The 24,960-nt window shown below is 50.8% G+C and carries 23 protein-coding genes; 15 read left to right on the top strand and 8 right to left on the bottom strand.

Going from position 1 to position 24,960, the window contains the following annotated elements; genetic code table 11:
• Positions 1–18: 18 nt before the first annotated feature.
• Positions 19–405: a MerR family DNA-binding transcriptional regulator gene (locus tag LDL70_RS08105; protein WP_022711931.1), complete on the top strand. Its 387-nt coding sequence runs from the start codon at positions 19–21 to the stop codon at positions 403–405.
• Between the two features lie 35 nt (positions 406–440).
• Here the strand turns inward: LDL70_RS08105 and LDL70_RS08100 are convergent, their stop codons facing one another.
• On the bottom strand, positions 441–1,442 hold the full coding sequence (locus LDL70_RS08100) for a DUF1624 domain-containing protein (protein ID WP_225684805.1): 1,002 nt from the start codon (positions 1,440–1,442) through the stop codon (positions 441–443).
• 443 nt (positions 1,443–1,885) lie between these two features.
• Here LDL70_RS08100 and LDL70_RS08095 point away from each other — a divergent pair, with 443 nt between their 5' ends.
• Both LDL70_RS08095 and LDL70_RS08090 read left to right on the top strand, forming a co-directional pair.
• Entirely contained in the window at positions 1,886–2,122 is a 237-nt protein-coding gene (locus tag LDL70_RS08095) for a hypothetical protein (protein WP_225688617.1), read from the top strand.
• 223 nt (positions 2,123–2,345) lie between these two features.
• Positions 2,346–3,749 carry an L-serine ammonia-lyase gene (locus LDL70_RS08090; RefSeq protein ID WP_022711927.1) on the top strand — a complete coding sequence of 468 codons (1,404 nt, stop codon included), beginning with the start codon at positions 2,346–2,348 and terminating at the stop codon, positions 3,747–3,749.
• Positions 3,750–3,828: 79 nt separating this feature from the next.
• On the opposite strand, the gene LDL70_RS08085 is transcribed toward LDL70_RS08090, so the two are convergent.
• Together LDL70_RS08085 and LDL70_RS08080 are read right to left on the bottom strand one after the other, a co-directional pair.
• Complete coding sequence (locus LDL70_RS08085) at positions 3,829–4,221, bottom strand: pyrimidine dimer DNA glycosylase/endonuclease V (protein WP_225684804.1); 393 nt, start codon at positions 4,219–4,221, stop codon at positions 3,829–3,831.
• Entirely contained in the window at positions 4,221–5,099 is an 879-nt protein-coding gene (locus LDL70_RS08080) for a BadF/BadG/BcrA/BcrD ATPase family protein (RefSeq protein ID WP_022711925.1), read from the bottom strand. Before LDL70_RS08080 ends, LDL70_RS08085 begins: the two co-directional genes overlap by 1 nt.
• A gap of 645 nt (positions 5,100–5,744) precedes the next feature.
• On the opposite strand from LDL70_RS08080, the gene LDL70_RS08075 reads away from it, so the two are divergent.
• The 9 genes from LDL70_RS08075 (at position 5,745) to LDL70_RS08035 (ending at position 17,245) form a co-directional block, all read left to right on the top strand.
• On the top strand, positions 5,745–7,019 hold the full coding sequence (locus tag LDL70_RS08075; protein WP_121993202.1) for an ABC transporter substrate-binding protein: 1,275 nt from the start codon (positions 5,745–5,747) through the stop codon (positions 7,017–7,019).
• A gap of 174 nt (positions 7,020–7,193) precedes the next feature.
• A complete protein-coding gene (locus tag LDL70_RS08070) occupies positions 7,194–8,123 on the top strand; it encodes a carbohydrate ABC transporter permease (protein WP_022711922.1) in 930 nt (309 codons plus the stop codon).
• Between the two features lie 10 nt (positions 8,124–8,133).
• Positions 8,134–8,973 carry a carbohydrate ABC transporter permease gene (locus LDL70_RS08065; protein ID WP_225684803.1) on the top strand — a complete coding sequence of 280 codons (840 nt, stop codon included), beginning with the start codon at positions 8,134–8,136 and terminating at the stop codon, positions 8,971–8,973.
• Positions 8,970–10,037, top strand: a complete 1,068-nt coding sequence (locus LDL70_RS08060) for a Gfo/Idh/MocA family protein (protein ID WP_151159102.1) — start codon at positions 8,970–8,972, stop codon at positions 10,035–10,037. Before LDL70_RS08065 ends, LDL70_RS08060 begins: the two co-directional genes overlap by 4 nt.
• 62 nt (positions 10,038–10,099) lie before the next feature.
• Positions 10,100–11,101 carry an ABC transporter ATP-binding protein gene (locus LDL70_RS08055; RefSeq protein WP_225684802.1) on the top strand — a complete coding sequence of 334 codons (1,002 nt, stop codon included), beginning with the start codon at positions 10,100–10,102 and terminating at the stop codon, positions 11,099–11,101.
• A 240-nt stretch (positions 11,102–11,341) separates the two neighbouring features.
• Positions 11,342–12,004 carry an OmpA family protein gene (locus LDL70_RS08050; RefSeq protein ID WP_075654967.1) on the top strand — a complete coding sequence of 221 codons (663 nt, stop codon included), beginning with the start codon at positions 11,342–11,344 and terminating at the stop codon, positions 12,002–12,004.
• Between the two features lie 320 nt (positions 12,005–12,324).
• Positions 12,325–13,410, top strand: coding sequence for a recombinase RecA (gene recA, locus LDL70_RS08045; protein ID WP_028233868.1), 1,086 nt, complete (start codon positions 12,325–12,327; stop codon positions 13,408–13,410).
• A 298-nt stretch (positions 13,411–13,708) separates the two neighbouring features.
• On the top strand, positions 13,709–16,369 hold the full coding sequence (alaS, locus tag LDL70_RS08040; RefSeq protein ID WP_225684801.1) for an alanine--tRNA ligase: 2,661 nt from the start codon (positions 13,709–13,711) through the stop codon (positions 16,367–16,369).
• Between the two features lie 129 nt (positions 16,370–16,498).
• Positions 16,499–17,245 (top strand): SDR family oxidoreductase, encoded by a 747-nt coding sequence (locus tag LDL70_RS08035; RefSeq protein WP_225684800.1) that lies wholly within the window; start codon positions 16,499–16,501, stop codon positions 17,243–17,245.
• A gap of 171 nt (positions 17,246–17,416) precedes the next feature.
• Here the strand turns inward: LDL70_RS08035 and LDL70_RS08030 are convergent, their stop codons facing one another.
• From LDL70_RS08030 to LDL70_RS08015, 4 genes are all read right to left on the bottom strand, one after another.
• Entirely contained in the window at positions 17,417–17,896 is a 480-nt protein-coding gene (locus LDL70_RS08030; protein WP_022711914.1) for an NUDIX hydrolase, read from the bottom strand.
• 356 nt (positions 17,897–18,252) lie between these two features.
• The gene (gene gpt, locus LDL70_RS08025; protein ID WP_022711913.1) at positions 18,253–18,750 is read right to left on the bottom strand and encodes a xanthine phosphoribosyltransferase; all 498 of its coding nucleotides are present in this window, start codon (positions 18,748–18,750) and stop codon (positions 18,253–18,255) included.
• A 600-nt stretch (positions 18,751–19,350) separates the two neighbouring features.
• Positions 19,351–20,247: a universal stress protein gene (locus LDL70_RS08020; RefSeq protein ID WP_022711912.1), complete on the bottom strand. Its 897-nt coding sequence runs from the start codon at positions 20,245–20,247 to the stop codon at positions 19,351–19,353.
• Positions 20,248–20,426: 179 nt separating this feature from the next.
• On the bottom strand, positions 20,427–21,173 hold the full coding sequence (locus LDL70_RS08015) for a competence/damage-inducible protein A (RefSeq protein ID WP_022711911.1): 747 nt from the start codon (positions 21,171–21,173) through the stop codon (positions 20,427–20,429).
• Positions 21,174–21,449: 276 nt separating this feature from the next.
• Between LDL70_RS08015 and wrbA the strand changes: the two genes are divergently transcribed.
• Both wrbA and LDL70_RS08005 read left to right on the top strand, forming a co-directional pair.
• On the top strand, positions 21,450–22,049 hold the full coding sequence (gene wrbA / locus LDL70_RS08010; RefSeq protein ID WP_022711910.1) for an NAD(P)H:quinone oxidoreductase type IV: 600 nt from the start codon (positions 21,450–21,452) through the stop codon (positions 22,047–22,049).
• Positions 22,050–22,429: 380 nt separating this feature from the next.
• On the top strand, positions 22,430–22,705 hold the full coding sequence (locus LDL70_RS08005; RefSeq protein WP_022711909.1) for an HU family DNA-binding protein: 276 nt from the start codon (positions 22,430–22,432) through the stop codon (positions 22,703–22,705).
• 212 nt (positions 22,706–22,917) lie between these two features.
• Here the strand turns inward: LDL70_RS08005 and LDL70_RS08000 are convergent, their stop codons facing one another.
• Positions 22,918–23,223: a hypothetical protein gene (locus tag LDL70_RS08000; protein ID WP_225684799.1), complete on the bottom strand. Its 306-nt coding sequence runs from the start codon at positions 23,221–23,223 to the stop codon at positions 22,918–22,920.
• A 575-nt stretch (positions 23,224–23,798) separates the two neighbouring features.
• Between LDL70_RS08000 and LDL70_RS07995 the strand changes: the two genes are divergently transcribed.
• A complete protein-coding gene (locus tag LDL70_RS07995) occupies positions 23,799–24,959 on the top strand; it encodes an efflux RND transporter periplasmic adaptor subunit (RefSeq protein WP_225684798.1) in 1,161 nt (386 codons plus the stop codon).
• Position 24,960: the final 1 nt, after the last annotated feature.

The raw sequence follows: 24,960 nt of genomic DNA, 5'->3' as shown, positions 1-24,960 counted from the left end.
AACAAGTTGGTGGACTGAATGCGTGAATATTATTCGATTACGGAGCTGACGAGGGAGTTTGGGATTTCCACACGAACTCTGCGCTTTTATGAAGACGAGGGGTTAATTCATCCTCTGCGTCGTGGTCGGACACGTCTTTTCCGTCCTTCAGACCGGCATTTGCTTAAACAGATTATGCGTGGCAAACGGCTCGGCTTTTCGATTGCTGAAATTCACGAAATTATCCAGATGTATCGCGAACCGCCGGGTGAGGCCGGTCAGCTGCGCCTGCTCATTAAGCGCGTTGAAGAAAAGCGCGAGGATTTGCGCCAGAAACGTCGCGATATTGACGAGACATTGAGCGAGTTGGATCAGGTTGAAGAAGCCTGCATCGGACGCATGGCCGAGCTGGGTGTGCGTACCTGACAGCACGTTTAATTAATCGGAAGGGCAGTCTATTCTTATTGAACAGGCTGCCCTTCTTGCGTTTTGGCGACACATTGCGCGGAGAATGTGCTGAGTTTTTCGCGCTCTTCATCTGTTGTGGTGCTGCTTTTCAAGAGATTGGTCAGCTGGTTGCTCTGGATATTTTCCAGCATACAGCCGCAATAGATCCGGCATAGCTGCGGATCGCTGTCGGCGCTGCACTGAACAGTGCATTGCTGGACAAAATTGGCAGCCTGAATTGCCGGTGACGGCGGGAAGATTGCCGAAAATCCATAGAGCAGACCGATCAGAACCGGTTGATGCACCAGATAAAAGATCAGGCTGTGACGGCCGATAAAGATGAGCAGGCGTTCCAGCCATTGCGGATTGATCCCGCCTTGCAGCAAGCGCAGCAAACCGGTTGACTGCATGATGCGCGCCGCCGCAATGCCAAGCAGCACTGCGCCAAACCACGGAAACAGCGGCACATAATCATTGGAAACCGGATTAACGGTCGAAAGGCCAACCCACCACAGTGCCGGATGGTCAAAAATTTCTGCGCGGAAATAAACCGGTGTTGCTATGATTGCTGCGGCCAGTGCAACAGTGATCCATACGGGCATGCGCAGGAATAACAGGCCGAGCAGGCTGGTCAGTGCGATCTGATGCAGAATGCCGAAGAAGATAAAACCCTGCGGCATGAAAAACCATGTCAGCAGGCTGATTGCTGCGGCGGCAATAACCACTTGCGCCAGACGTTTGAAAAATGGCTGCCAGCGAATGGCGCGGCCATGGGCAAGCACCAGACTGAAGCCGACCAGAAAGAGAAAGCTGGAAGCGATGCAGCGGGCAAAAATCCGCCACCAGCCCTGACTGGCGCTGCCCTGCACCAGATAACCGAAAAATTCCAGATCCCAGCCGAAATGATAGATCGCCATGGCAATCAGTGCCAGCCCGCGGGCAATATCCAGCCGTCCGAGACGTGACCCGGATTTCGTCGGTGTTACAGCGTTAAGAGCAGTGCTGGCCGGATTCATTGCAGACTTTCAGCTGAGGCGTTTGTACGGATTTGATTGTCTATAGCTATAATGAGTTCATGCCGGTGACAAGCTGACAGATGACCGGAGATTTGTCGTGATTTGGTGGTCAGGCTGGCGCGGTAACGGAGGGTAACTGGCTTTAATGTGTGGTTATTGCATGCAGTTCAGACAGAATTTGGCCGAAATGGTAAATATGACAAGATGAGGTTTTACAATTAATTTATTGAATTTAAATAACAATTTCTATCATGGTAAATTTGCATAGCTGCTATGTCATGGTTTCGTCGCAATTGCAGATTGCTTGTGAACCGGCTTTGGATTATAAATAAAGGACAGGCATAGCAATGAGTGCGGTGCATGTTCTCATGAATGAAATACCGGAAACGAGTAAAATATTCCATGGATGAAACAGTTCAGAAGTCCTGCTGGGGTGTAACCCTTTGGGCAGTTATTGGATTGGCCGCTGTAATTTTGTTGACCTATTTGTTCTCCGTGTAATTGCGGATATTCAAAAGAAATTTCAGAGCGTTCAGATCACCGGTGCTTTTAAGCCCGGTGATTTTTTATGTGCTGTCGGTTTTGCTGGATCCTGCTTTTTCAAGGGCGATATTTCAAGCATTGTCGCTTTCTTGCTGTTTTTTGGTGCAATCCGCGCATGTTGCCACCATATTAAATGAGACACTTATCTGATCCGGTTTTACAGAACCGCATAACGGGTTATATAGAGCTTGAGATGAGGGAGTTTGCGGGCGGTGATTTGCCTGCGCTTTTTAGAGCGTGTGGCGCATAATTATAGCTACAACGCTCGCTCTGGATTCTTTGCTTTGTCGCATATTCGCGGACGCTAAATGAGTCCATTTAACTGCGATATGCTCTGGATATGAAAGAACGGTATCTTCTATGTTCCTGTCAGTTTTTGATCTGTTTAAAATTGGCATCGGGCCGTCCAGCTCCCATACAATGGGGCCGATGACGGCAGGGCATCAGTTTCTGAAAGAGCTGAAAGACGGCGAGTGGCCACGTCCGCATAATGCGAAAGTGACGCGTATCAAAGCCTATCTGCATGGTTCGCTGGCTTTTACCGGTATCGGCCATGCGACGGATCGGGCGGTTATTCTCGGTCTTTGCGGGTTTTTGCCGGCCAATATTGATCCGGATAAAATGGATGATCTGCTGGCCAAGGTGAATGAAGAGCACAAAATTCGCCCGAGCGGTCATCCCGCCTATGATTTTGACCCCAAAGCCGATCTGGTAATGGATCGTAAAGTGGCTTTGCCGGGTCATGCCAATGGTCTGGCTTTTGAAGCGCTGGATCGTGACGACCGTGTTTTGCTGCGCCGCGTTTATTATTCGATCGGCGGCGGCTTTATCGTTACCGAAGAAGAGCTGAATGCAACGCGTGTAAGCGGCGGCAAGAAGCAGGTTGACGATAATGTGCCTTATCCTTTCTCCACAGCGAAAGAAATGCTGCAAATGTCGGCGGCAAGCGGCCTTTCCATTGCGGAAATGAAACGCGCCAATGAAGAAACCCGCATGAGCCGTGAAGAGCTGGATGCGGGACTGGATAAAATCTGGGATGCTATGCGCAGTTGTATTGAGCGCGGACTGACACAGGAAGGCATTATGCCGGGCGGGCTGAAGGTGCGCCGCCGTGCCAAGCAGTTGCATGACCGGCTGAATGAAGAATGGCGCCAGAACCGTCATAATCCGCTGCTCGCTAATGACTGGCTGTCCGTCTATGCGATGGCGGTGAATGAAGAAAACGCTGCCGGTGGCCGCGTTGTTACCGCACCGACCAATGGTGCGGCTGGTGTTGTACCTGCCGTCATGCGCTATTACCTGCATTTCCATGATGATGCTGACCAGAAGGGCATTCGTGACTTTCTGCTGACCTCTTCAGCGGTTGGCGGTATTATCAAACATAATGCTTCGATTTCCGGCGCTGAGGTTGGCTGTCAGGGTGAGGTTGGCTCGGCTTCGGCTATGGCTGCCGCAGGGCTTGCTGCTGTGCTGGGCGGAACACCTGAGCAGATCGAGAATGCGGCTGAGATCGCACTGGAACATCATCTTGGCATGACCTGCGATCCGATTGCCGGACTGGTGCAGGTGCCTTGCATCGAGCGCAATGCGCTGGGTGCGGTAAAGGCTGTGACCGGTGCATCATTGGCTGTGAAGGGCGATGGTACGCATTTCGTGCCGCTGGATGCCTGTATCGAAACCATGCGCCAGACCGGCGTGGATATGAATGAGCGCTATAAGGAAACCAGTCTCGGCGGACTTGCCGTGAATGTGGTTGAGTGCTGATTTGAGCTTTATAGAAGACAAAAACTCCGCATGATGAATGCGGAGTTTTTTATTTATATCAATAAGATATGATAATATTTTAATTTTTTGAATCAGGTTTATTCAGCCGTTCGGCAATCCGTGCTTTATTGATGGCAATTGCCGATTCATCCGGCTGCCAGTCAGCGCACCATTGTTGCGGAATGCCTTCAATGAGATGTGCTGTAGACTGATAGGACGGCTGATAGCCGCGGCGCAGCATTTCATCAATCAATGCCTGTTGCCTTTGCACGAGAAAGCCCAGACGCGGATAGAAAAACCGCACATGGCCTTTGCCCAAAGTGTAGCTGCGCGGATTGCGCGGATCATCCGGCTTTTCTCCGCGCTCAATGGCTGCACGGGCAAGTGTGAAAATCCGCGGCAGTTCACGATATTCAGCCACCAGATGCGGACCGGTCAGTTCCTGCGGTGGTATACAATTGATACGGGTCATCAGAGCGCGGCGGCTTTGCTGTTTAATTTTGCCGCGAGGGCAACTGCACCGGTCAGAGCGTCGGCTTCTGGTGCGCGCAGGCGCGGCTGATAGCGTGCAGACAAACGCGGGCCGTAAAGCGCGCCGAGACCGCCGATCAGAGACAGAACCGGCTGATCATCACTCATGGATACGTCGAGAGCGGCTTCAATCGTCTCGACCGACTGTTTGAGAATTTTTTCTGCCAGCGGGTCATTTTGCGCAGCATATTCAAAAACCATCGGCGCAAAACGGCCGAAATCATTCGGGCGTGCATCATGCGCGAAGCGCACAATGGCATGCGGCTCATTGTCAAAATGATCAAGCAGCGCATTGCTGAGCGGTGTGCGCTGATAAATACCGTCATAGGCCAGCAGGGATTCTTCCAGAAGCTTCTGGCCAAGGCGTGCACCGCCGCCCAGATCACTGACTTTGAACCCCCAGCCACCTTTCATAGTGACAGTATGATTGCGGCGGGAAATATAGACAGAGCCGGTGCCGAGGATAACCACAACGCCGTCCTGATCGCCGATAGCGCCCTGTAACGCGATAATACCGTCGGAGACCACGCTGCTTCTGGCAAAGGGCAGGGCTTGCTGTAACTGTTCGGCAACGCCGGAAACATTGGCACCCGCCAATCCAAGACAGGCGGTAATGCGGCTATAGGATTTTACCGGCAATTCGGCAGCAAGCAGTGCGGCATCGGTAGCCGCAAGAATATTCACCACAGATATATCCATATCGGTCATGATATTGGCAGGGCCTGCCTGACCGGTACCTAAGACTTTACCTGTTGTATCTGCAATTGCTGCACGGCATCCGGTGCCGCCACCGTCTATGCCAAGAATATAATCCGCCACATTGTGCTCCCGATTCTCTGCCCGTTTCTGATACGGGTTTTATTGCAGGTAACACAAATTGCCAATTCCGAGAATATTTTCATTTAAACCGTTTTAAATTATCCGTAAGGCCAGTTAATTGCCCGCCAAATGCTTTTGCGAGTCGCATCACTCAGCTTTCACTCCGGTTACGTGAATTGGTATTCAAGGATGGTCTTTTATGATGATCCATATGGTCGAAAAAAATAGAACCAATATTGCTGTTTGAATAAGACGACTGCCCGAGAATGCAAGTAATGGTGATAAAATCTTTGCTTTTGCTGGACAGGAAAAGATATTTACGCATTACTCTGTGTGAGGACAGACGGGAGAAGAGGTCTTAAGGGAGCTGTGAGTGCCGGACGGGGTATTTTGAGGAATATACCGCAACCTGCATCATGAAAATTCCCGAAGTTTTTCTTTCTGCAATCAATGGTTCTGTTCTGAGGCTGAGGGACATGATTTTTTGTCCGTATGCCGGAATTGGCAGCTGATAATGAACAACCGGTGCAGCTTTTTGCAACGGTAAATCTGAAAGTGACTATCCGGAAAATCGGAAGTGCTCTGAGAACAGAAACAAACATATTTCAATGACGCCTCTGAATGAGTGCGCGCGGGGAGAGTAAAATGAACTTTAAAAACTTCAGTTCCGCTTTGCTGGCATCAAGTGTTCTTGGTGCTTCCGTATTGGGTGCTGTATCGGCCGCTTCGGCGCAGGATGTAACGCTGACCATTGAAAGCTGGCGTAATGATGATCTGCCGATCTGGCAGGAAAAGCTCATTCCGGCTTTTGAGGCAGCTAATCCTGGCATTAAAGTTACCTTCAATCCTTCTACACCAACCGAATATGATGCGGCGCTGGGTGCCAAGCTTGATGCCGGTACTGCCGGTGATATCATCACCTGCCGTCCGTTCGACAAGTCACTGGCGCTTTATGAAAAAGGCCAGCTGTCTTCGCTCAACGATCTCGATGGCATGAAGAATTTCAGCGATGTGGCAAAATCCGCATGGCAGACCGATGACGGTAAGACATCTTTCTGCGTGCCGGTTGCCTCGGTTATTCATGGCTTCATCTATAACAAAGATGCCTTTGAAAAAGTAGGCGTCAGCGTTCCTAAGACTGAAGAAGAATTCTTCGCAGCGCTCGACAAGATCAAAGCTGACGGCAATTATATTCCGATGGCTATGGGCACCAAAGATCTCTGGGAAGCCGCAACGATGGGCTATCAGAATATCGGCCCGACATACTGGAAGGGTGAGGAAGGCCGTAAGGCTCTGATCGCCGGTACACAGAAGCTGACCGATGCGGACTGGGTTGATCCTTATAAGACCCTCGCAAAATGGAAAGATTATCTGGGCGACGGTTTTGAAGCACAGACCTATCCGGACAGCCAGAACCTGTTCACCCTCGGCCGCGCCGCAATCTATCCGACCGGTTCATGGGAAATCAGCGTTTTCAACCCGCAGGTTGATTTCAAAATGGGCGCGTTTCCGCCTCCGGTTCGTAAAGACGGCGACACCTGCTATATCTCCGATCACAACGATCTGGGTATCGGCATGAATGCCAAGACCAAAAATCCGGAAGCGGCTGCCAAGTTCCTGAACTGGGTGGCATCGGATGAATTCGCAACCATTTATGCGAATGCTCTGCCGGGCTTCTTCAGCCTGTCTTCCAATGAAATCAAACTGGAAGACCCGCTGGCTGCGGAAATGGTTGGCTGGCGTAAGGATTGTAAGTCGACCATCCGCTCGACCTACCAGATCCTCTCGCGCGGTACACCAAATCTGGAAAACGAAACCTGGATTGAATCCGCCAATGTTATCAATGGTACAGTGACACCTGAACAGGCCGGCGAAAAGCTGCAAAAAGGCCTCGACAGCTGGTACAAGCCTGCGAAATAACATGAATTGAAGCCATTCGCCGCAACCCGTGCCATTGTCTGATGAAGATGTGTGCGGGGGCAGGCGGATGGCTTTTTTGCCGTGTTATTATTGTTACCTGTTTTTTATGCATGTTCCGGCACAAGACAAAAGTCGCTCTGCCGGAAATGCCCTGTTTGAAAGCTTACGACCGGTATGGCGCGAAATTCGACAAGCAAACCGCCTTTCCGCTGGCATATAGCGGTTTTTCTGGCACCGGCGGTGCTGGTTTATACGGCTATTATGATCCTGCCGCTTTTCGGAACCATGCAATTGTCGCTGTTCCGCGTTGAAAATCAGGAAAGCTTTTTTGTCGGTCTGGATAATTTCCGCACATTGCTCGGTGATGAGCGCTGGTCGGCGAGTTTCTGGAACGCGCTGGGCAATAATATGTGGTTCTTTATCATCCATATGGTGGTGCAGAACCCGATCGGTATTTTGCTTGCCGCATTGCTCAGCCATCCGAAACTGCGCTTTGCCGCTTTCTACCGCTCGGCGATTTTTATTCCGACCATTCTGTCCTTTGTGATTGTCGGTTTCGTGTGGAAGCTGATCCTGTCACCGCTTTGGGGCGTGGCGCCGAATATGCTGGATCTGGTGGGGCTGAAGAGCCTGTTCGCACCATGGCTCGGCCAGAAAGAATATGCGCTGACAGCACTTGGCCTGATTTCGGTCTGGCAGTTTATCGGTATTCCGATGATGCTGATCTATGCGGCGCTGCTGTCTATTCCTGATGAGATTATTGAAGCTGCGGAATGCGACGGGATTACCGGCGCATCACAGTTCTGGAAGATCAAGCTGCCGCTGATCCTGCCATCCATCGGGATTATCTCCATTCTGACCTTTGTCGGCAATTTCAATGCGTTCGATCTGATCTATTCGGCGCAGGGTGCGCTGGCAGGGCCTAATTATTCCACCGATATTCTCGGCACATTCATGTTCCGCACCTTCTTCGGTTTCCAGCTTCAGGTTGGCGACAAGAATATGGGTGCAACGATCGCCTCGCTGATGTTCTTCATCATTCTGATCGGCGTCTGTGTCTATCTGTTCGGTATTCAGCGACGTCTGCGTCGCTACCAGTTCTGAGGATAATAATATGAGCCGCGCAAACCAGTCTCCGGTACGCAGTATCGCCGCCCATGCGATCCTTATCCTCTATACGCTGATCGCCCTGTTTCCGGTGGTGATTATCATCATCAATTCCTTCAAGACCAAGGCAGCAATCTTCCGTTCGCCTTTGTCATTGCCGAATTCGGAAACATTCAGTCTGATCGGCTATCAGACAGTCACGTCGCAGGGGAATTTCTTCCTCTATTTCCAGAATAGTATGATCGTTACAGTGGTTGCGATTGCGCTGGTGCTGATTTTCGGGGCAATGGCCGCCTTCGCACTGTCGGAATATCGCTTTCGCGGCAATACGCTGATGGGGCTATATCTGGCACTGGGCATCATGATCCCGATCCGCCTCGGCACCGTTTCCATTCTGGAACTGATGGTTGCCAGTGGTCTGGTGAATACGCTGACATCGCTGATCCTTGTTTATACGGCGCAGGGACTGCCGCTGGCGATATTCATCCTGTCTGAATTTATGGGGCAGGTGTCGAAAGACCTCAAAGATGCCGGCCGTATGGATGGTCTGAGTGAATATCGTATTTTCTTCCGCCTCGTGCTGCCGCTGGTGCGTCCGGCTATGGCAACTGTTGCGGTGTTTACGATGATCCCGATCTGGAATGATCTCTGGTTCCCGCTGATCCTTGCGCCGTCTGAGGAAACCAAAACCGTTACGCTGGGCGCACAGATGTTTATCGGGCAATATGTAACCAACTGGAATGCGGTTCTGGCCGCGCTGTCGCTGGCAATCCTGCCGGTACTGATCCTGTATTTCATATTCTCCCGTCAGTTAATTCGCGGCATTACCGCAGGAGCAGTCAAATGAGTGAAGTCGGGGCAAAAAAACTGCGCGTAATGGTCGCCGGTCTGGGGAATATGGGCTTAAGCCATGCGCTGGCCTATCATAAAAATCCGGGCTTCGAGATTGTCGGTCTGGTTAATCGTTCAAGCGTTAATCTGCCGGAGGAACTGCGCTCCTATCCGCTGCTGACCTCCTATGAAGAGGCATTGCAGCAGCTGAAACCTGATCTGGTTTGTGTTGCGACCTATTCGGACAGCCATGCGGACTATGCGATTATGGCAATGGAAGCCGGCAGTGACGTTTTCGTTGAAAAGCCATTGGCGACAACCGTGGCGGATGCGGAGCGTGTAGTTGCAAAAGCCAAAGAGACAGGCCGCCAGCTCGTGATCGGCTATATTCTGCGCCATCATCCGTCATGGGTACGCCTGATTGAAGAGGCGCGCAATCTCGGCGGGCCATATGTTTTCCGTATGAATTTGAACCAGCAGTCCAGCGGTGCCCATTGGCAGACGCATAAACAGCTGATGAAAACCACATCGCCGATTGTTGATTGCGGTGTGCATTATCTGGATGTGATGTGCCAGATCACCGATGCCAAGGCTGTAGAAGTGCGCGGCATGGGCGTGCGTCTGAGCGATGAAGTTGCGGAAGGCATGTATAATTACGGCCATTTGCAGGTGCTGTTCGCCGATGGCTCGGTCGGCTGGTATGAAGCAGGCTGGGGGCCGATGATGTCGGAAACAGCTTTCTTCGTGAAAGATGTGATCTCGCCTAAGGGCTGTGTTTCCATCGTGATGGAAGAGGGCGCAAGCTCTGCTGATATCAATACCCACACCAAAACCTCTGTGATCCGCGTGCATCAGGCTGAAACCGATGCAGAGGGCAAGTTCAAAAGGCAGGACGAGCTTTTATCTATGCAGGGTGAGCCGGATCATCAGGAATTGTGTGACCGCGAGCAGGCTTTCATGCTGAAAGCGATCACTGAGAATATTGACCTGACCCGTCATATGGACGATGCGGTACAGTCTTTGCGTATTTGTCTTGCCGCGGATGAAAGCGTGCGCAGCGGTCTGGCTGTGAAATTATAAAACAGCCTGCGATTTGCATTGCGTAGCTTTGGCCTTGAAAACATTCTGACAGGAAAACGACTTTGGGAACTCTGAAACTCAATAATATCCGTAAATCATATGGTCAGGTCGATATTATCAAAGGTATCGATCTGGATGTGCGGGACGGGGAACTGGTCGTTTTCGTCGGGCCGTCCGGCTGCGGAAAATCCACACTGCTGCGTATTATTGCGGGGCTGGAGGATGCCAATTCCGGTGAAGTGCGTATTGACGATCAGGTGGTTAATCAGACGCCGCCTGCCAAGCGCGGTATTGCCATGGTGTTTCAGAGCTATGCGCTCTATCCGCACCTGACGGTTGAAGCCAATATGGGGCTTGGTCTTAAACAGGCGGGTAAACCGGCAGCTGAAATCAATGAACGGGTTACGCAGGCTTCCGGCATGCTTTCACTGGAGAGCTATTTGCAGCGCCGTCCGGCCGAACTTTCCGGTGGTCAGCGTCAGCGTGTGGCGATTGGCCGTGCGCTGGTACGTGAGCCGAAATTGTTTCTGTTCGATGAGCCGCTTTCCAATCTTGATGCGGCATTACGTGTGAATACGCGTCTGGAAATCGCCAAGCTGCATCGCCAGCTGTCTGCAACCATGATTTATGTGACCCATGATCAGGTGGAAGCGATGACGCTGGCAGACCGGATTGTTGTGCTGAATGCCGGTAAGATTGAGCAGGTCGGTGCACCGATGGATCTCTATAATGCACCGGACAATGAGTTTGTCGCAGGCTTTATCGGTTCACCGAAGATGAACTTCGTCGATGCTACTGCGCTGAATGACGATCAGGCAAAGCGCATCGGTATCCGGCCGGAACATATTACGCTGGATACAAATTCAGGTCAGTGGAAAGGCTCTGTCGTTCACGTTGAACAACTCGGTGCTGATACCAATGTCTATCTGGATACGGAGACTGCAGGGCTGCTGACAGTTCGTATTTTCGGCCAGTATCGCGTGGAACCGGGAACTGCGATTTATGCGACGCCGGAGAGCGATAAAGTCCATCGCTTTGACGGCGAGGGGCGTGCGATCCGCTAAGCGCTGCGATTCTTGAAATAAGCGTAAAATCCTTGCGGATTTTCCGGTTGCATTTCTGTATTGCCCAATATTACGGGCAATTATGGATGTAATTATCAGCTTTAAAGCGTGTTTATTGAAGTGTGAAACTTTAAAACACGCTTTTCGCGATATGAATTTGACCTTACGTCCAAAATTAACCAACATGCTGCCGTATTTGCCGTTATCCTGCGGCACATCTTGAATCAGGAAAATTGAACCATGTTGAAAAAGATTGCTATTGCCGCAACCGCAGCGACCTTTCTGGCCGGTTGTACAACAGATCCTTATACAGGCGAACAGAAGATCTCCAACACCGCCGGCGGTGCAGGTATCGGTGCTGCTGTCGGCGCGCTGGGCGGTCTGATGGTCGGCGGCTCGAGCACTGCGCAGCGTAATGCTGTTCTGATCGGTGCCGGTCTTGGCGCGCTGGGTGGCGGTGCAATCGGTAACTATATGGATCGTCAGGAAAATGAACTGCGTGCTCAGCTGCAGGGCACCGGCGTTTCGGTTACCCGTAACGGTGATCGCATTATCCTGAACATGCCTTCCAGCATTACCTTTAACACCGATCAGGATGTTGTAATGCCGCAATTCTATTCGACACTGTCTTCAGTGGCGATTGTTCTGCGTAAATTCGACAAGACACTGGTTGATATTAAAGGCCATACGGATTCAACCGGTTCTGCTTCACATAACCAGAACCTGTCGCAGCGCCGCGCTATGTCCGTTGGTAATTATCTGAGCGGTCAGGGCATCGATGGCCGTCGTTTTGCGATTATGGGCTTCGGCTCAACCCAGCCGGTTGCTTCCAATGCAACACCGGATGGTCGTGCGCAGAACCGTCGCGTGGAAATCGAGATTTCTCCGCTCAAAGGCGTGTAAGGCTTTTAAAGCTGTTTCAAAGAGCCGCTCCGGTCATGCCGGGGCGGTTTTTTATTGCCTGCCGGAAGAGGGCTAAGTCTGTGCCGCTACGACAATATGATCGAATCGACGTTTGGCTAAATCCGTTCCCGTCTTGTTTTAATTTTCGAAATCTTTTTTAGCGTTGCATTATTTATAAATTAGAACATCAGAAGAACAAAATGTTATATTGATTTAAAATCAATAGCTTAAGCCTATTGCAGATTGAGAACAAATAGGATACATATTATCCATAAAGTTTCATTCTGCGGACTTCAAGTGACGCAAAGGGATAGTGTAAAATGTCTCAGAATTCATTACGACTTGTTGAGGATAAATCAGTGGACAAATCAAAGGCTCTGGACGCGGCACTGTCACAGATTGAGCGCTCATTCGGTAAGGGCTCGATCATGCGCCTTGGCCAGAATGACAAGGTAGTGGAAATTGAAACTGTCCCGACCGGTTCGCTGTCTCTGGATATTGCGCTGGGCGTCGGTGGTTTGCCTAAAGGGCGTATTGTTGAAATTTACGGGCCTGAAAGCTCGGGTAAAACAACAATGGCGCTGCACACCATTGCTGAGGCGCAGAAAAAAGGTGGCATCTGTGCATTCGTGGATGCGGAACATGCACTTGATCCGGTCTATGCCCGTAAGCTCGGCGTTGACCTTGAAAACCTGCTGATCTCGCAGCCGGATACCGGTGAACAGGCGCTGGAAATCACGGATACGCTGGTGCGTTCCGGTGCGATTGACGTGCTGGTTGTCGACTCCGTTGCAGCTCTGACACCGCGTGCGGAAATTGAAGGTGAGATGGGCGATTCCCTGCCGGGGCTTCAGGCACGTCTGATGAGTCAGGCTCTGCGTAAGCTGACCGCTTCGATTTCCAAATCGAATACGATGGTTATCTTCATCAACCAGATCCGTATGAAGATCGGTGTGATGTTCGGCTCGCCTGAAACCACGACCGGTGGTAATGCGCTGAAGTTTTATGCTTCTGTTCGTTTGGATATCCGCCGCATCGGTTCGATCAAAGAGCGCGATGAAATCGTAGGTAATCAGACCCGCGTTAAGGTTGTTAAAAACAAGCTGGCTCCTCCGTTCAAGCAGGTTGAGTTTGATATTATGTATGGTGCCGGTGTTTCCAAAACTGGTGAGCTGATCGATCTTGGCGTAAAGGCCGGTATTGTTGAGAAATCCGGTTCATGGTTCTCTTATAATTCGCAGCGCCTTGGTCAGGGACGCGATAATGCGAAAAACTTCCTGAAAGAAAATCCGGAAGTGGCCAATGAGATCGAACTGACTTTGCGTCAGAATGCCGGTCTGATTGCCGAGCAGATGCTCGACAATGGCGGCGGTGAAGATGATGCACCGGATGCCGCTGAAGCGTAATTGATTGCGCTCAGGTCATTGATAAGATCGCAATACCCCGCATTACATGCCGTGATGCGGGGTATTTTTGTTGCTGCGGCACTTCAATGCATGCAGATATATGGGCGGATATCTGGACACTGCATGATCATCTGTTTAAAAGCAGGCAGTAACAATAACGGATATGGTTACATGCTGAAGGCGATCGGGTAATTATCTGGCCGGATCAAGCTGTTGCGCAAACCGGATCCCATACTTATTTGAGATATGACAGGCCGTGTTACTACGGTTAAAATCGGGCAGAACCCAAAGGTGAATAATGAGCGGCGTTAACGAGATCAGGTCAACATTCCTCGATTATTTTCGTAAGAATGGCCATGAAGCGGTGGCGTCGAGCCCGCTTGTGCCACGCAATGACCCGACTTTGATGTTCACCAATGCCGGTATGGTTCAGTTCAAGAACGTCTTTACCGGTCTTGAAACGCGCCCTTACAGCCGTGCTGCAACTGCGCAGAAATGCGTGCGCGCCGGTGGTAAGCATAATGATCTGGATAATGTCGGCTATACTGCACGCCACCACACATTCTTTGAAATGCTGGGGAATTTCTCCTTCGGCGATTATTTCAAAGAGGAGGCAATTACCTTTGCATGGAATTTGCTCACCAAAGAATTTGGTCTGAACAAAGATAAGCTGCTTGTTACCGTTTATCATACGGATGACGATGCTGCGAATTACTGGAAAAAGATTGCCGGTCTGTCGGATGATCGTATCATTCGTATCGCTACCAATGACAATTTCTGGTCGATGGGTGATACCGGCCCTTGCGGCCCTTGCTCGGAAATCTTCTTCGATCACGGCGACCATATCTGGGGTGGCCCTCCGGGATCAGCAGATGAAGACGGTGACCGTTTTATCGAGATCTGGAATCTCGTTTTCATGCAGTTCGAGCAGATTACAAAAGAAGAGCGCATTGATTTGCCGCGTCCGTCGATTGATACGGGTATGGGACTGGAGCGTGTTGCTGCCGTCTTGCAGGGCGTTCACGACAATTATGATATTGATCTGTTCAAAGCACTGATCCGTGCTTCGGAAGAAGCAACCGGCGTTAAAGCTGAAGGCGGACAGCGCGCCAGCCATCGCGTAATCGCCGATCATCTGCGTTCTGCCAGCTTCCTGATTGCCGATGGTGTTTTGCCGTCGAATGAAGGTCGTGGCTATGTGCTGCGCCGTATTATGCGTCGTGCCATGCGTCATGCGCAGTTGCTTGGTGCACGCGACCCGCTGATGTATCGTTTGCTGCCGACACTGGTTCGTGAAATGGGACAGGCTTATCCGGAGCTGGTGCGTGCAGAAGCTCTGATTTCTGAAACGCTGAAGCTTGAAGAAACCCGTTTCCGTAAAACACTGGAACGCGGCCTTGGTCTCTTAAGCGATGCAACAGAGAATATGAGCGAAGGTCAGAGCCTTGATGGTGAGACTGCGTTCAAACTCTATGATACCTATGGTTTCCCGCTTGACCTGACGCAGGATGCTTTGCGCCAGCGCGGTATTACTGTTGATACCGATGGTTTCAGCGCTGCGATGGAACGCCAGAAGGCTGAAGCCCGTGCCAATTGGTCAGGCTCCGGTGATGCGGCAACGGAAAAAGTCTGGTTCTCGGTACGCGATAAAGTCGGCGCGACAGAGTTCCTCGGTTACGATACCGAAAAGGCTGAGGGCGTTGTAACCGCTCTGGTTCGTGATGGTCAGATCATCGATAAAGCTGCACAGGGTGAAACTGTCAGCATTATCGTCAACCAGACACCATTCTATGCGGAATCCGGTGGTCAGCAGGGTGATGCCGGTTTCATCTATGGCGATGGTTTTGTCATTGAAGTGACCGATACTGTGAAAAAAGCTGACGGTGTTTTTGTCCATCAGGCAACAATCCGTGAGGGTAAGCTCGCAACCGGTGATGCTGTTGAGCTGGTGGTTGAACATGACCGCCGCAGCCGTATGCGCTCCAATCACTCGGCAACCCATCTGCTGCACGAAGCTCTGCGCGAAACGCTTGGCGATCACGTGGCGCAGAAGGGTTCTCTCGTTGCTCCTGAACGCCTGCGTTTTGACTTCTCGCATCCGAAACCGATCAGCGAAGAAGAGCTGCGCAAGGTTGAGAGCATTGCCAATGAGATCATTCTGCAGAACTCACCGGTAACGACACGCCTGATGGCCGTGGATGATGCAATCGAAGCCGGTGCGATGGCTCTGTTCGGTGAGAAATACGGCGATGAAGTCCGCGTGGTTTCCATGGGTACTGCGACGCAGGGCGAAAAAGCCGGTAAAACCTATTCTCTGGAACTGTGCGGTGGTACGCATGTCCGTCAGACCGGTGATATTGGTTTGGTACGCATCGTATCGGAAGGCGCGGTTGCAGCCGGTGTTCGCCGTATGGAAGCGCTGACCGGTGAGGCCGCACGTCTTTATCTGGAAGAACAGGATGACCGTGTTAAAGCGATTGCATCTGCTTTGAAGACCACGCCGTCTGAAGCGCTTGATCGCGTGAACAGTCTGATTGATGAGCGCCGCAAACTGGAAAAAGAGCTGACGGAAGCCCGTAAGAAACTGGCTCTCAGTGGCGGCTCTTCCAAATCGGACAATGAAGCGAAGACCATCAATGGTGTTCAGTTCATGGGACGCAGTGTGACCGGCGTTGCACCGAAAGACCTGAAGCCATTGGCGGATGAAGGTAAAAAAGCACTCGGCTCCGGCATTGTTGCTTTCATCGGTGTAAGCGAAGACGGTAAGGCCAGTGCAGTTGTTGCGGTGACGGATGATCTGACATCCCGCTTTAGTGCCGTTGATCTGGTACGTGTTGCGTCGGCAGCGCTTGGCGGTCAGGGCGGCGGCGGACGTGCAGATATGGCGCAGGCTGGTGGTCCTGATGGCAGCAAGGCTGATGAAGCACTGGCTGCCCTCGTTAAAGCCATTGAAGGCTGAGCTTTGAGAACATGCTGAGATAAGAAAGCCGCCGGAATTTTCCGGCGGCTTTTTGTTTATAAAAGATATGAAGATGCCGGAGGAGGTATCTTCATCACGAATTTGGGTTGAGGAAACGGGCGGAGAACTATGAGTAAAGTTGTTCTGATTACAGGTGCAAGCCGTGGTATCGGGCGGGCGGCAGCAATTTTGTGCGGTGAAAGAGGCTGGTCGGTCGGGATTAACTATGCCGGAAATCGCGAAGCTGCAGAGCTGACTGCCGAGGATGTGCGCAAAGCAGGCGGACAAGCGATCATCTTACAGGGCGATGTCGCTGTTGAAGCCGATGTCATCGCGATGTTTGACGAGACTGAAAAGCAGTTTGGTCAGCTGGATGGCGTTGTGGTCAATGCCGGTATTGTTGCGCCGTCACAGCAATTGGCTGATATGAGTGCGGAACGGCTGAAACGCATGTTCGACGTGAATGTGCTGGGTGCCTATCTCTGCGCACGTGAAAGTGCACGACACCTGTCTGTTGAACGGGGCGGCAAGGGCGGTTCGATTGTTCTGGTGTCATCCGTTGCTTCGCGGATTGGCTCGCCGTTTGAATATATTGACTATGCCGGTTCAAAAGCTGCCGTGGATACATTGGCGCTCGGCCTGTCAAAAGAACTCGGCGCTCAGAAGGTGCGCGTCAATGCTGTGCGGCCGGGTTTGGTGAATACGGATATTCATGCCAGCGGCGGGCAGCCGGACAGAGCGCACAGGCTGGGTGTGAATACGCCAATGGGGCGTCCGGGTGAAGCCGCTGAAATTGCCGAAGCAATTGTCTGGCTGCTGAGTGATGCTTCATCTTATACATCCGGTGCGCTGCTGGATGTATCCGGTGGTCGCTGAAGCATAATGCCCAAAACCGTACTGATTTAAGCAGAGACGAAAATGCAGGGCGCCCTGCAGCATTGCAGTGGAAATCTGAGACAAAGTAAAAGGCGCTGTGCTTGATGCACAGCGCCTTTAAAATCAGAACGAGTTTGTGTGCCAAGTCCGGACACGGCGCACTACTGAAATTTATTTGCTGTAGATGAAGTCCGGCAGGTTCAGCAGCAGTTTTTTCAATTCCGGTTCATCAACACGCGCTGCGGCTTCTTCAGGGCTGACCCATTCACTGATACGCTGACCGCGCTCCGGCCAGTTCTTCGCCATGCGTTCAAATTCAACGGCATAGACATTAACGGTAAAGCTTGGAATGGCTTCGGCTGGCAGATCATATTTCATATAATCAAACTGGCCAACAGGATCAGGATTAACAGAGCCGCGAATGCCCGCTTCCTCAAAAGCCTCACGCAGTGCCATGTCATGCAATGTCTTGCCGGCTTTAGGCCAGCCTTTTGGTGTAATCCAGCGACCGGTGCCGCGACTTGTAATCAACAGAATTTCAGGAGAGGGGCCGGGATTTCGATAGACCAATGCCGCAACCTGCAGAAGACGTCCTGCAGCTGTTAAAATTCGTTTATCTGTCGCGACAATTCCGCTTCCCTGTATATTCACTGAGTTTACTTACCTTTTTATATATTTTGTTGGCCATTTTTGAATATATGGCATTTATTCATATGCTTATTCTGATCTGCATTTTATTTATGCAAATCATTATCCTCATCAATGTGGTTTTTAATTGTCTGAGGTGTGATCATCTTAAAAATAAGACGAGTTATATTTGTTAAGTTCCGGCGCTTTGTCTGTCAGGAAATCATGTTGACCACCCATTCCGGTCAGTATGATCTGGCAGCGCTTATTTTTTGTAGTTTACGCAGATAAAAATTTAGCACAGCTGCCGGTTTTATCAGTTGTTCGGAGCCGGCATTGCAGTGTCGCCATCAGAAAAATCTGACGGCGACACAAATCATTTAACCACGATGGCCTTTGGCAATCGGTTCCTGATAGGTGAAACCCATATCCCAAGGGAAATAAATCCATGTGTCCTGCGAGACTTCGGTGACGAATGTATCAATCAGCGGGCGTCCCTGCGGCTTGGCATAAACAGTCGCAAAATGTGCTTTTGGCATCATATCGCGTACAATTTTTGCGGTCTTGCCGGTGTCGGTGAGGTCATCAATGACCAGAACGCCTTCGCCGCCGTTTTCCAGCAGTTTTTCACCGATGGATTTGATAACGCGCAATTCACCCTGTTCACTGTAATCATGATAGGAGGCAATGCAGACGGTCTCGATCATGCGGATGCCAAGCTCACGGCAGATAATGGCTGCCGGTACCAGACCGCCGCGGGTGATGGCGACAATTGCGTGCCAGTCTTTACCCTGTCCGGAAATACGCCATGCGAGTGCGCGGGCATCGCGATGAAATTGGTCCCAGGAAACCGGGAAAGCTTTATCAGGCAAGGACATCGAAATGCTCCGTTTATAAAATAGTCTGACAGATCCGCCGTCTCAGATGAAAGTTGCGGTGGCTCTGTACTGTTGTTTCGTTTCAGTATGATTCAAACCGGCAGAGAGTTTGAAAACAGTAAAATATCCGCCGGGAACCGGATTCATTACATCCGCTTCTTATCAGAAATAATGACGGTATTCTGGCAGAGTACAAGACCCTAAATTCGGCACATCATTGCAGATTTACCGTTTTCAGGTGATTTACCGTGATAAACGAAAAAGCACTTTTCTGGCAATATTAACTTTGCCACAACCGCAGATAAATCTGCAGTTGTGCGTGATTTTCACTTGTTTTCGTTTTCTTTCGTTTCTGGCGCCGGATATAGAGCACTTCTGCGCTGGAGCATGTCGCGGAAAAGGGGTGCTGGTTTTCCGATAGTGACATGCGTAAAAACAAAGAGATAGAGCGAGCGCAGTGAATGCAATTCAACGCAACACGCTCTAGAGCGGTTTACGTCCATGCTGGATCGCAATACTCGCTCTAGATTCTTTAGTTTGTCGCATTATCCTACGCAAAACCGCTTCGCACTTTTGCCGGAAATGCTCTGGAAACAAGGATCAGCGTGAAAACAGTGTCAGGCAGGGCATATTCGCCAAAAATGAGCGTGTGACACCGCCAAAGATCAGCTCTTTCAAGCGCGACTGGCTGTAAGCCCCCATAATCAGCACATCAATTTCATTGGCTTCGACATAGGCGCGCAGGCGATCCTGAACGGTTTGCCCTTCGGAAGGGATCAGATCAATTCTGGCTGAGATATCGTGGCGCTGATAGGCCTGCTGCAATCTGACCGCGATTTCCGGTGCTTCGCGCGGCGCGTCAGGGTCGCGGTGCGGGGCAGGGATAACCGTTGTTGCTGCTTCTTCACTCTCGGGTTTTGGTGCGTTGACCCAGACAATGCGCACGGTTGCGCAATGGCGTGCCAGCGGCAAAGCATCGAAAGCAGCGCTGGACGCTTCATATTTTCCGTTAAAAGCGATAGCGAGCTGGCGGATGCTGCGGGGCGGATGGAAATTATACGGCACGATAAGTGTCGGGGTTTTGGTATTATATACGAGCTGATCCAGAGGGGTGATCTGTGTGTCCGGATCATCCGGATCGGCCTGTCCGGCAAGGATGAGATCTGCAGCCATGCCGAATTCATTGATGGTCTGGCTCGCATTGTCGCTTTCGGAGCGGACGATCAGGAATTCAGACGTTGTGGCATAGCGGGTAATCTGTTCCTGAAAGAGGTGGGCAACAGCCTCGGCATTTTTCTGATGATGCCGAAGATGCCCTTCATAAAAACTGGCATCTATAAAGCCGCTTGCATCAGAATAAATAACCGGTGTCGGAATAACATAGAGGCCGGTTACATGCATGGGCTCCCCGTCTTGCGCGAGCAGCGCAAGAGCCCTGTATATTCTCTGCAATTCCTGTGTGCTGCGGATATAGGCGATGACGGTACGATAGGACATGGATAACACTCCGTATTCGTTACGCGTGAAAGCTGCGCAAATTCAGATGATTTTATTTCTCGGCATCAATCCCCCTTTTATAGCGGGGGATCAGTCATAATCTGCTGTCCGTTTCCTCAATAATACCTGACGTGTATTATAACGTATTTTATGGCGGTGATAAACGCAAATGCTTGCAATTATTGCTGAATATCTGCCAGCATTTTCTCAACAGCTGCGGCTGCCGCGGCGAGTTTTTCCTCATCGCGTGCACGCACAACCAGCTCTGTCGAAAACTTACCGTTCTCGAATTTCGGATAAGAGCCGATGATTGTTTCAGGATGGGTTTCCTGAACTTCACGCAGGGGAATGCCGATCACGCCCTCGCCAAACGGGCAGATAATTGTGCGGGAATGAAAGCGGCTGCCGGTACGCAAAGTTGGCAGAATATTCTCGACCATTGCCTGAAAAACGGAAGGCACACCGGCCATCACATAGACATTGGCAATAATGAAACCGGGGGCAACAGAGACCGGATTGTCAATATGCTGTGCGCCTTGCGGCATACGCGCCATGCGCTGGCGCGACGGCGTGAATTCCATGTCTCTGGATTTATAATGAGCAGCCAGCAATGCCATGGCTTTTTCATCATAAATACAAGGCAGGCTGAAAGCGGCGGATACGGCATCCGCAGTGATATCGTCATGGGTCGGGCCGATACCGCCGGACGTAAACAGATAATCATATGCTTCACTCAGCTCAAGCACGGCCTTAACAATGGCCGGCTGATCGTCGGCGACAATACGAACTTCGGTCAGATCAATACCGGCATCATAAAGACGGTCGGCCATATAGCCGATATTTTTATCTTTGGTACGGCCGGAGAGCAGTTCGTCGCCGATTGCCAGCATTGCCGCACGGATAATCACGGGTTGTTTATTCGTCATGGGAGACTCCATTCACAACCAGAACATGACCGGACTGGGCACCGATCGTCAAGTGATCCTGATGTGCTGATTTACGATCCGCATTGTTTCATAAAGCGGAAGCATTGCTGTGTTAACAGCCGGTTATTGTCCTGAATGTTGAACAGTGCGTCCTGTAAGTCGCGACTGGTGCATTTCAATTTCTGTATTAAATAGGATGCATGGATATCAATGTGGTTGTCGGTTTTGTCTCAGAACAGCATCGGCAGACCTGATTAAAACGGAGAATTTTCGAATATGGCTAAGGTTCTGGTACTTTATTATTCCGCTTATGGTCACATGGAACAGATGGCTAAAGCCGCTGCAGAAGGTGCGCGCGAAGCCGGTGCTCAGGTGGATATTAAACGCGTTGCAGAACTGGTGCCTGCTGAAGTTGCCAAGGCTTCCGGCTTCAAGCTGGATCAGGAAGCAGAAGTTGCAACACCTGCAGATCTCGAAAATTATGATGCGATCATCGTTGGCGTTTCTTCGCGCTTCGGCACCATGTCTTCACAGATGAAAAACTTCTTTGACCAGACCGGCGGTCTGTGGGCCAAAGGCGCATTGGTGAATAAAATCGGTTCCGTTATGGCTTCGTCTGCAACACAGCATGGCGGTCAGGAACTGGCGCTGATCTCCACCCAGTGGCAGCTGCAGCATCACGGTATGATTATTGTTCCGTTGTCCTATGCCTATCAGGGGCAGCTCGGTAATGATGTTGTTCGCGGTGGCGCACCTTATGGTATGACAACCACTGCCGATGGTGACGGCTCCCGCCAGCCTTCCGAGCAGGAGCTCGAAGGTGCACGCTTCCAGGGCAAGCGCGTTGCTGAAATCGCCGCTAAAGTTCACGGCTGATTATAGAGCAGGGCAGGAATGCCCTCGCGGATAATCTGAAAAAGCGGCTCCGGCCGCTTTTTTTATTGCGCGTTCACGGCCGGAAACTTGCGTGAAAAATGACCGGCAAACAGGTGAATTCTGGCCTGTCAGCGACAGAATCCCTTAGCAGTCTGCAGATTCGCAATGCCGGCATTTCGTGCCTTGGATCGTGTAAAATTGGGAACCTCTTGGTGCTACAGAGGGCAAAATGCCGGTTTTCAGGGGTTATTTCTGTGTTTAACCCTGCTTTTGCGGGGTCGAAAAGGAAAACTCTGCTTGGTTCAGCTGTTTCTTTGAATAAACTTCGCCAATCCGGCTGAGTCGTAACCAGCGGAAAAAAACACGAAAGGAATTACCTCATGAACAAGAATGAACTGGTTGCTGCCGTTGCAGAAAAATCAGGTCTCACCAAGACCGATGCTGCTTCAGCCGTTGACGCTGTGCTTGAATCCGTCACCGGTGCATTGAAGGACGGCGGCGAAGTTCGTCTGCCAGGTTTTGGTATTTTCTCCGTCTCCCATCGCGCAGCTTCCACAGGCCGTAATCCTTCGACCGGCAAGGAAGTTGAAATTGCTGCGCGCAACGTACCAAAATTCTCGGCTGGTAAAGGCCTGAAAGACGCTGTTAACAGCTAATCAGTCTGTGACGAGGGCAGGGGAAATTCAGATTATTCCTGCTCGGCCAGAGATCTGCGGAAACGGCATTGCTGTGATTTTAACAAGAGCAGCAAGTGCCGGTAATTTCCGGCCGATCTGAATTGATATAAAAAAGCCGCGAAGACTGTCTGGTCTCTGCGGCTTTTATTTTATGCAGGAATATATGTGGCCCGAATTTTGAGCGGCGCTTGTTATTTATTGCTCGGCGGATTGTTGCCGATATCCATGATGATCGAGCCGCTGATTTTCACTCTGGTCTTGCCGACCATAAAGCTCCCGTCCGGATTGCTCTGAAGATAGGTTTCATCCGGTTCTGCCTGCGGCGGTGTCACAATGGGTTTGGCAGGTTTAACACCGGGCAGGGAGTAGACAGGTTCGGGAGTTTCCTGCGTTGCCTTTACCGGTGCGCGCATGTCCTGAGCCGAGGCGGGCAAGGTCAGCAGCAGGGCTGCCCCTGTCATGAATGCGGATAATGTTGCCGTTTGTCGTTTTCTCATGGGAAAGCATTGTCCGTTTGTTACAGGCTGAGATGAATTTGGCATAATAGCTGTCTTCATAATCAGCAATGAATCATGGCATAATATAGTGCAGGAAAACAATTCCCGTAGTGCACAGCCGCCGGATCGCGCCGGCGGAATGGTTAAAATTCATAACAATTTCGTGAGTAATGCCGGAAGATGCGCGGCCGATAATATAAGGTGTAAAAATCCGGTTTTTAGTCTAAGCTTCAAAGAGTTGATGTGAAAACGGCAAAAATTATATTGATCGGAGATAAATTTACCGTTTGCAGACAAAATCTTGTGCCGAAATTGGGCAAATCCTGACATTTCTGATCCGCATTTTCCTTCTTGTGAATGCGTTGAGCCGGAAACGGGTTTATCAACCGGCCTGATATGAGCCGGTAATTTCGTTGCCGGACAATGCTGATGACCATAGCGTGACCAAGCATGAGTTGACAATTTTCAGCTTAACGTACAGTTATCGCACCCTATTTAATAAAAACGTGTGTCCAGCCATGCCGATTGGACATTCTTCGTTCTGTATCCATTCTGCGGCAGGAGTGCCACATAAGATGATTAAGCGTTTCATCATCGCGATTATATTGCTTGTTCTGGTATGCGGAGGGCTGATCGGGTTTAACCTGTTCCGTGCGCAGGCCATTAAGGACTTCTTTGCAAATATGAAGCAGCCGTCACAGGCCGTTTCAACCCTCGAGGTCAAACCGGGCCAGTGGCTGCCCGGCGTTGAAGCAATCGGTTCCGCCCGTGCTGAAGACGGTGTCAATCTGACTTTCCAGATCGACGGTATTGTCAAAGAAATCCTCTTCAAGCCTAACCAGCACGTCAAAAAAGGCGATCTTCTGGTGCAGCTGGATGATGAAATCCAGAAAGCTGATCTCGCAGCAAGCAAGGCTGAAGCCGAGCTGAGCGAGCAGAATTACAAGCGTGCGCAGACATTGCGCACACAGGGCGTCGGCGCTGTATCCAATGTTGATACAACCGCTGCGGCTTTGTCTTCTGCAAAGGCAAATGTTGCCAAGGCACAGGCAACAGTTGATCTGAAGCGTCTTATTGCACCTTTCTCCGGTGTGATCGGTATTTCCCGCGTGGATATTGGTCAGTTCATGGCACCCGGCAATGTTGTGGCAACATTGCAGAATGTTGACACGATGCGTGTGGACTTCACCGTGCCGGAACAGGAACTGAAGAACCTGTCGATCGGTCAGGAAGTTCAGATCGGTGCATCCGCTGCAGATTACGCTTTCAAAGGCAAAATCATCGGTATTGATCCGAAAATCGACCCTGCAAGCCGTCTGGTTTCCATTCAGGCACAGGTTGATAATTCTGAAAAATCACTGGTACCGGGTCAGTTCGTACAGGTTCGTGTTGTTCTGCCGGAAGAAAACAATGTGATTGTTCTGCCGCTGACCAGTGTCGTGACCAGCCTTTATGGTGACTATGTTTTCACTGTGGTGAAAAAAGAAGCTGCGAAAACCGATACCGCGCAGGCAGCAGAGGCACCAAAGACAGATGCAGCAGCAACAACTGATGATCTGATCCTGCATCAGGTGTTTGTGAAGCTTGGCCGCCGTACCGGTAATAATGTTGAAGTTCTGAGCGGCGTCAAGGAAGGCGATATTGTCGTGACTTCCGGCCAGAACCGCCTGAGCAACGGGATGGGTGCGCATATTGACAATAAGGTCAATCCTGCTGATGCCCAGAAGAAACCATAAG

Source organism: Pseudochrobactrum sp. XF203, assembly GCF_020341615.1.
Taxonomy (GTDB): domain Bacteria; phylum Pseudomonadota; class Alphaproteobacteria; order Rhizobiales; family Rhizobiaceae; genus Pseudochrobactrum; species Pseudochrobactrum saccharolyticum.
The sequence above is the reverse complement of the archived record's forward strand: the minus strand, read 5'-3'. Positions and strand labels throughout refer to the sequence as shown.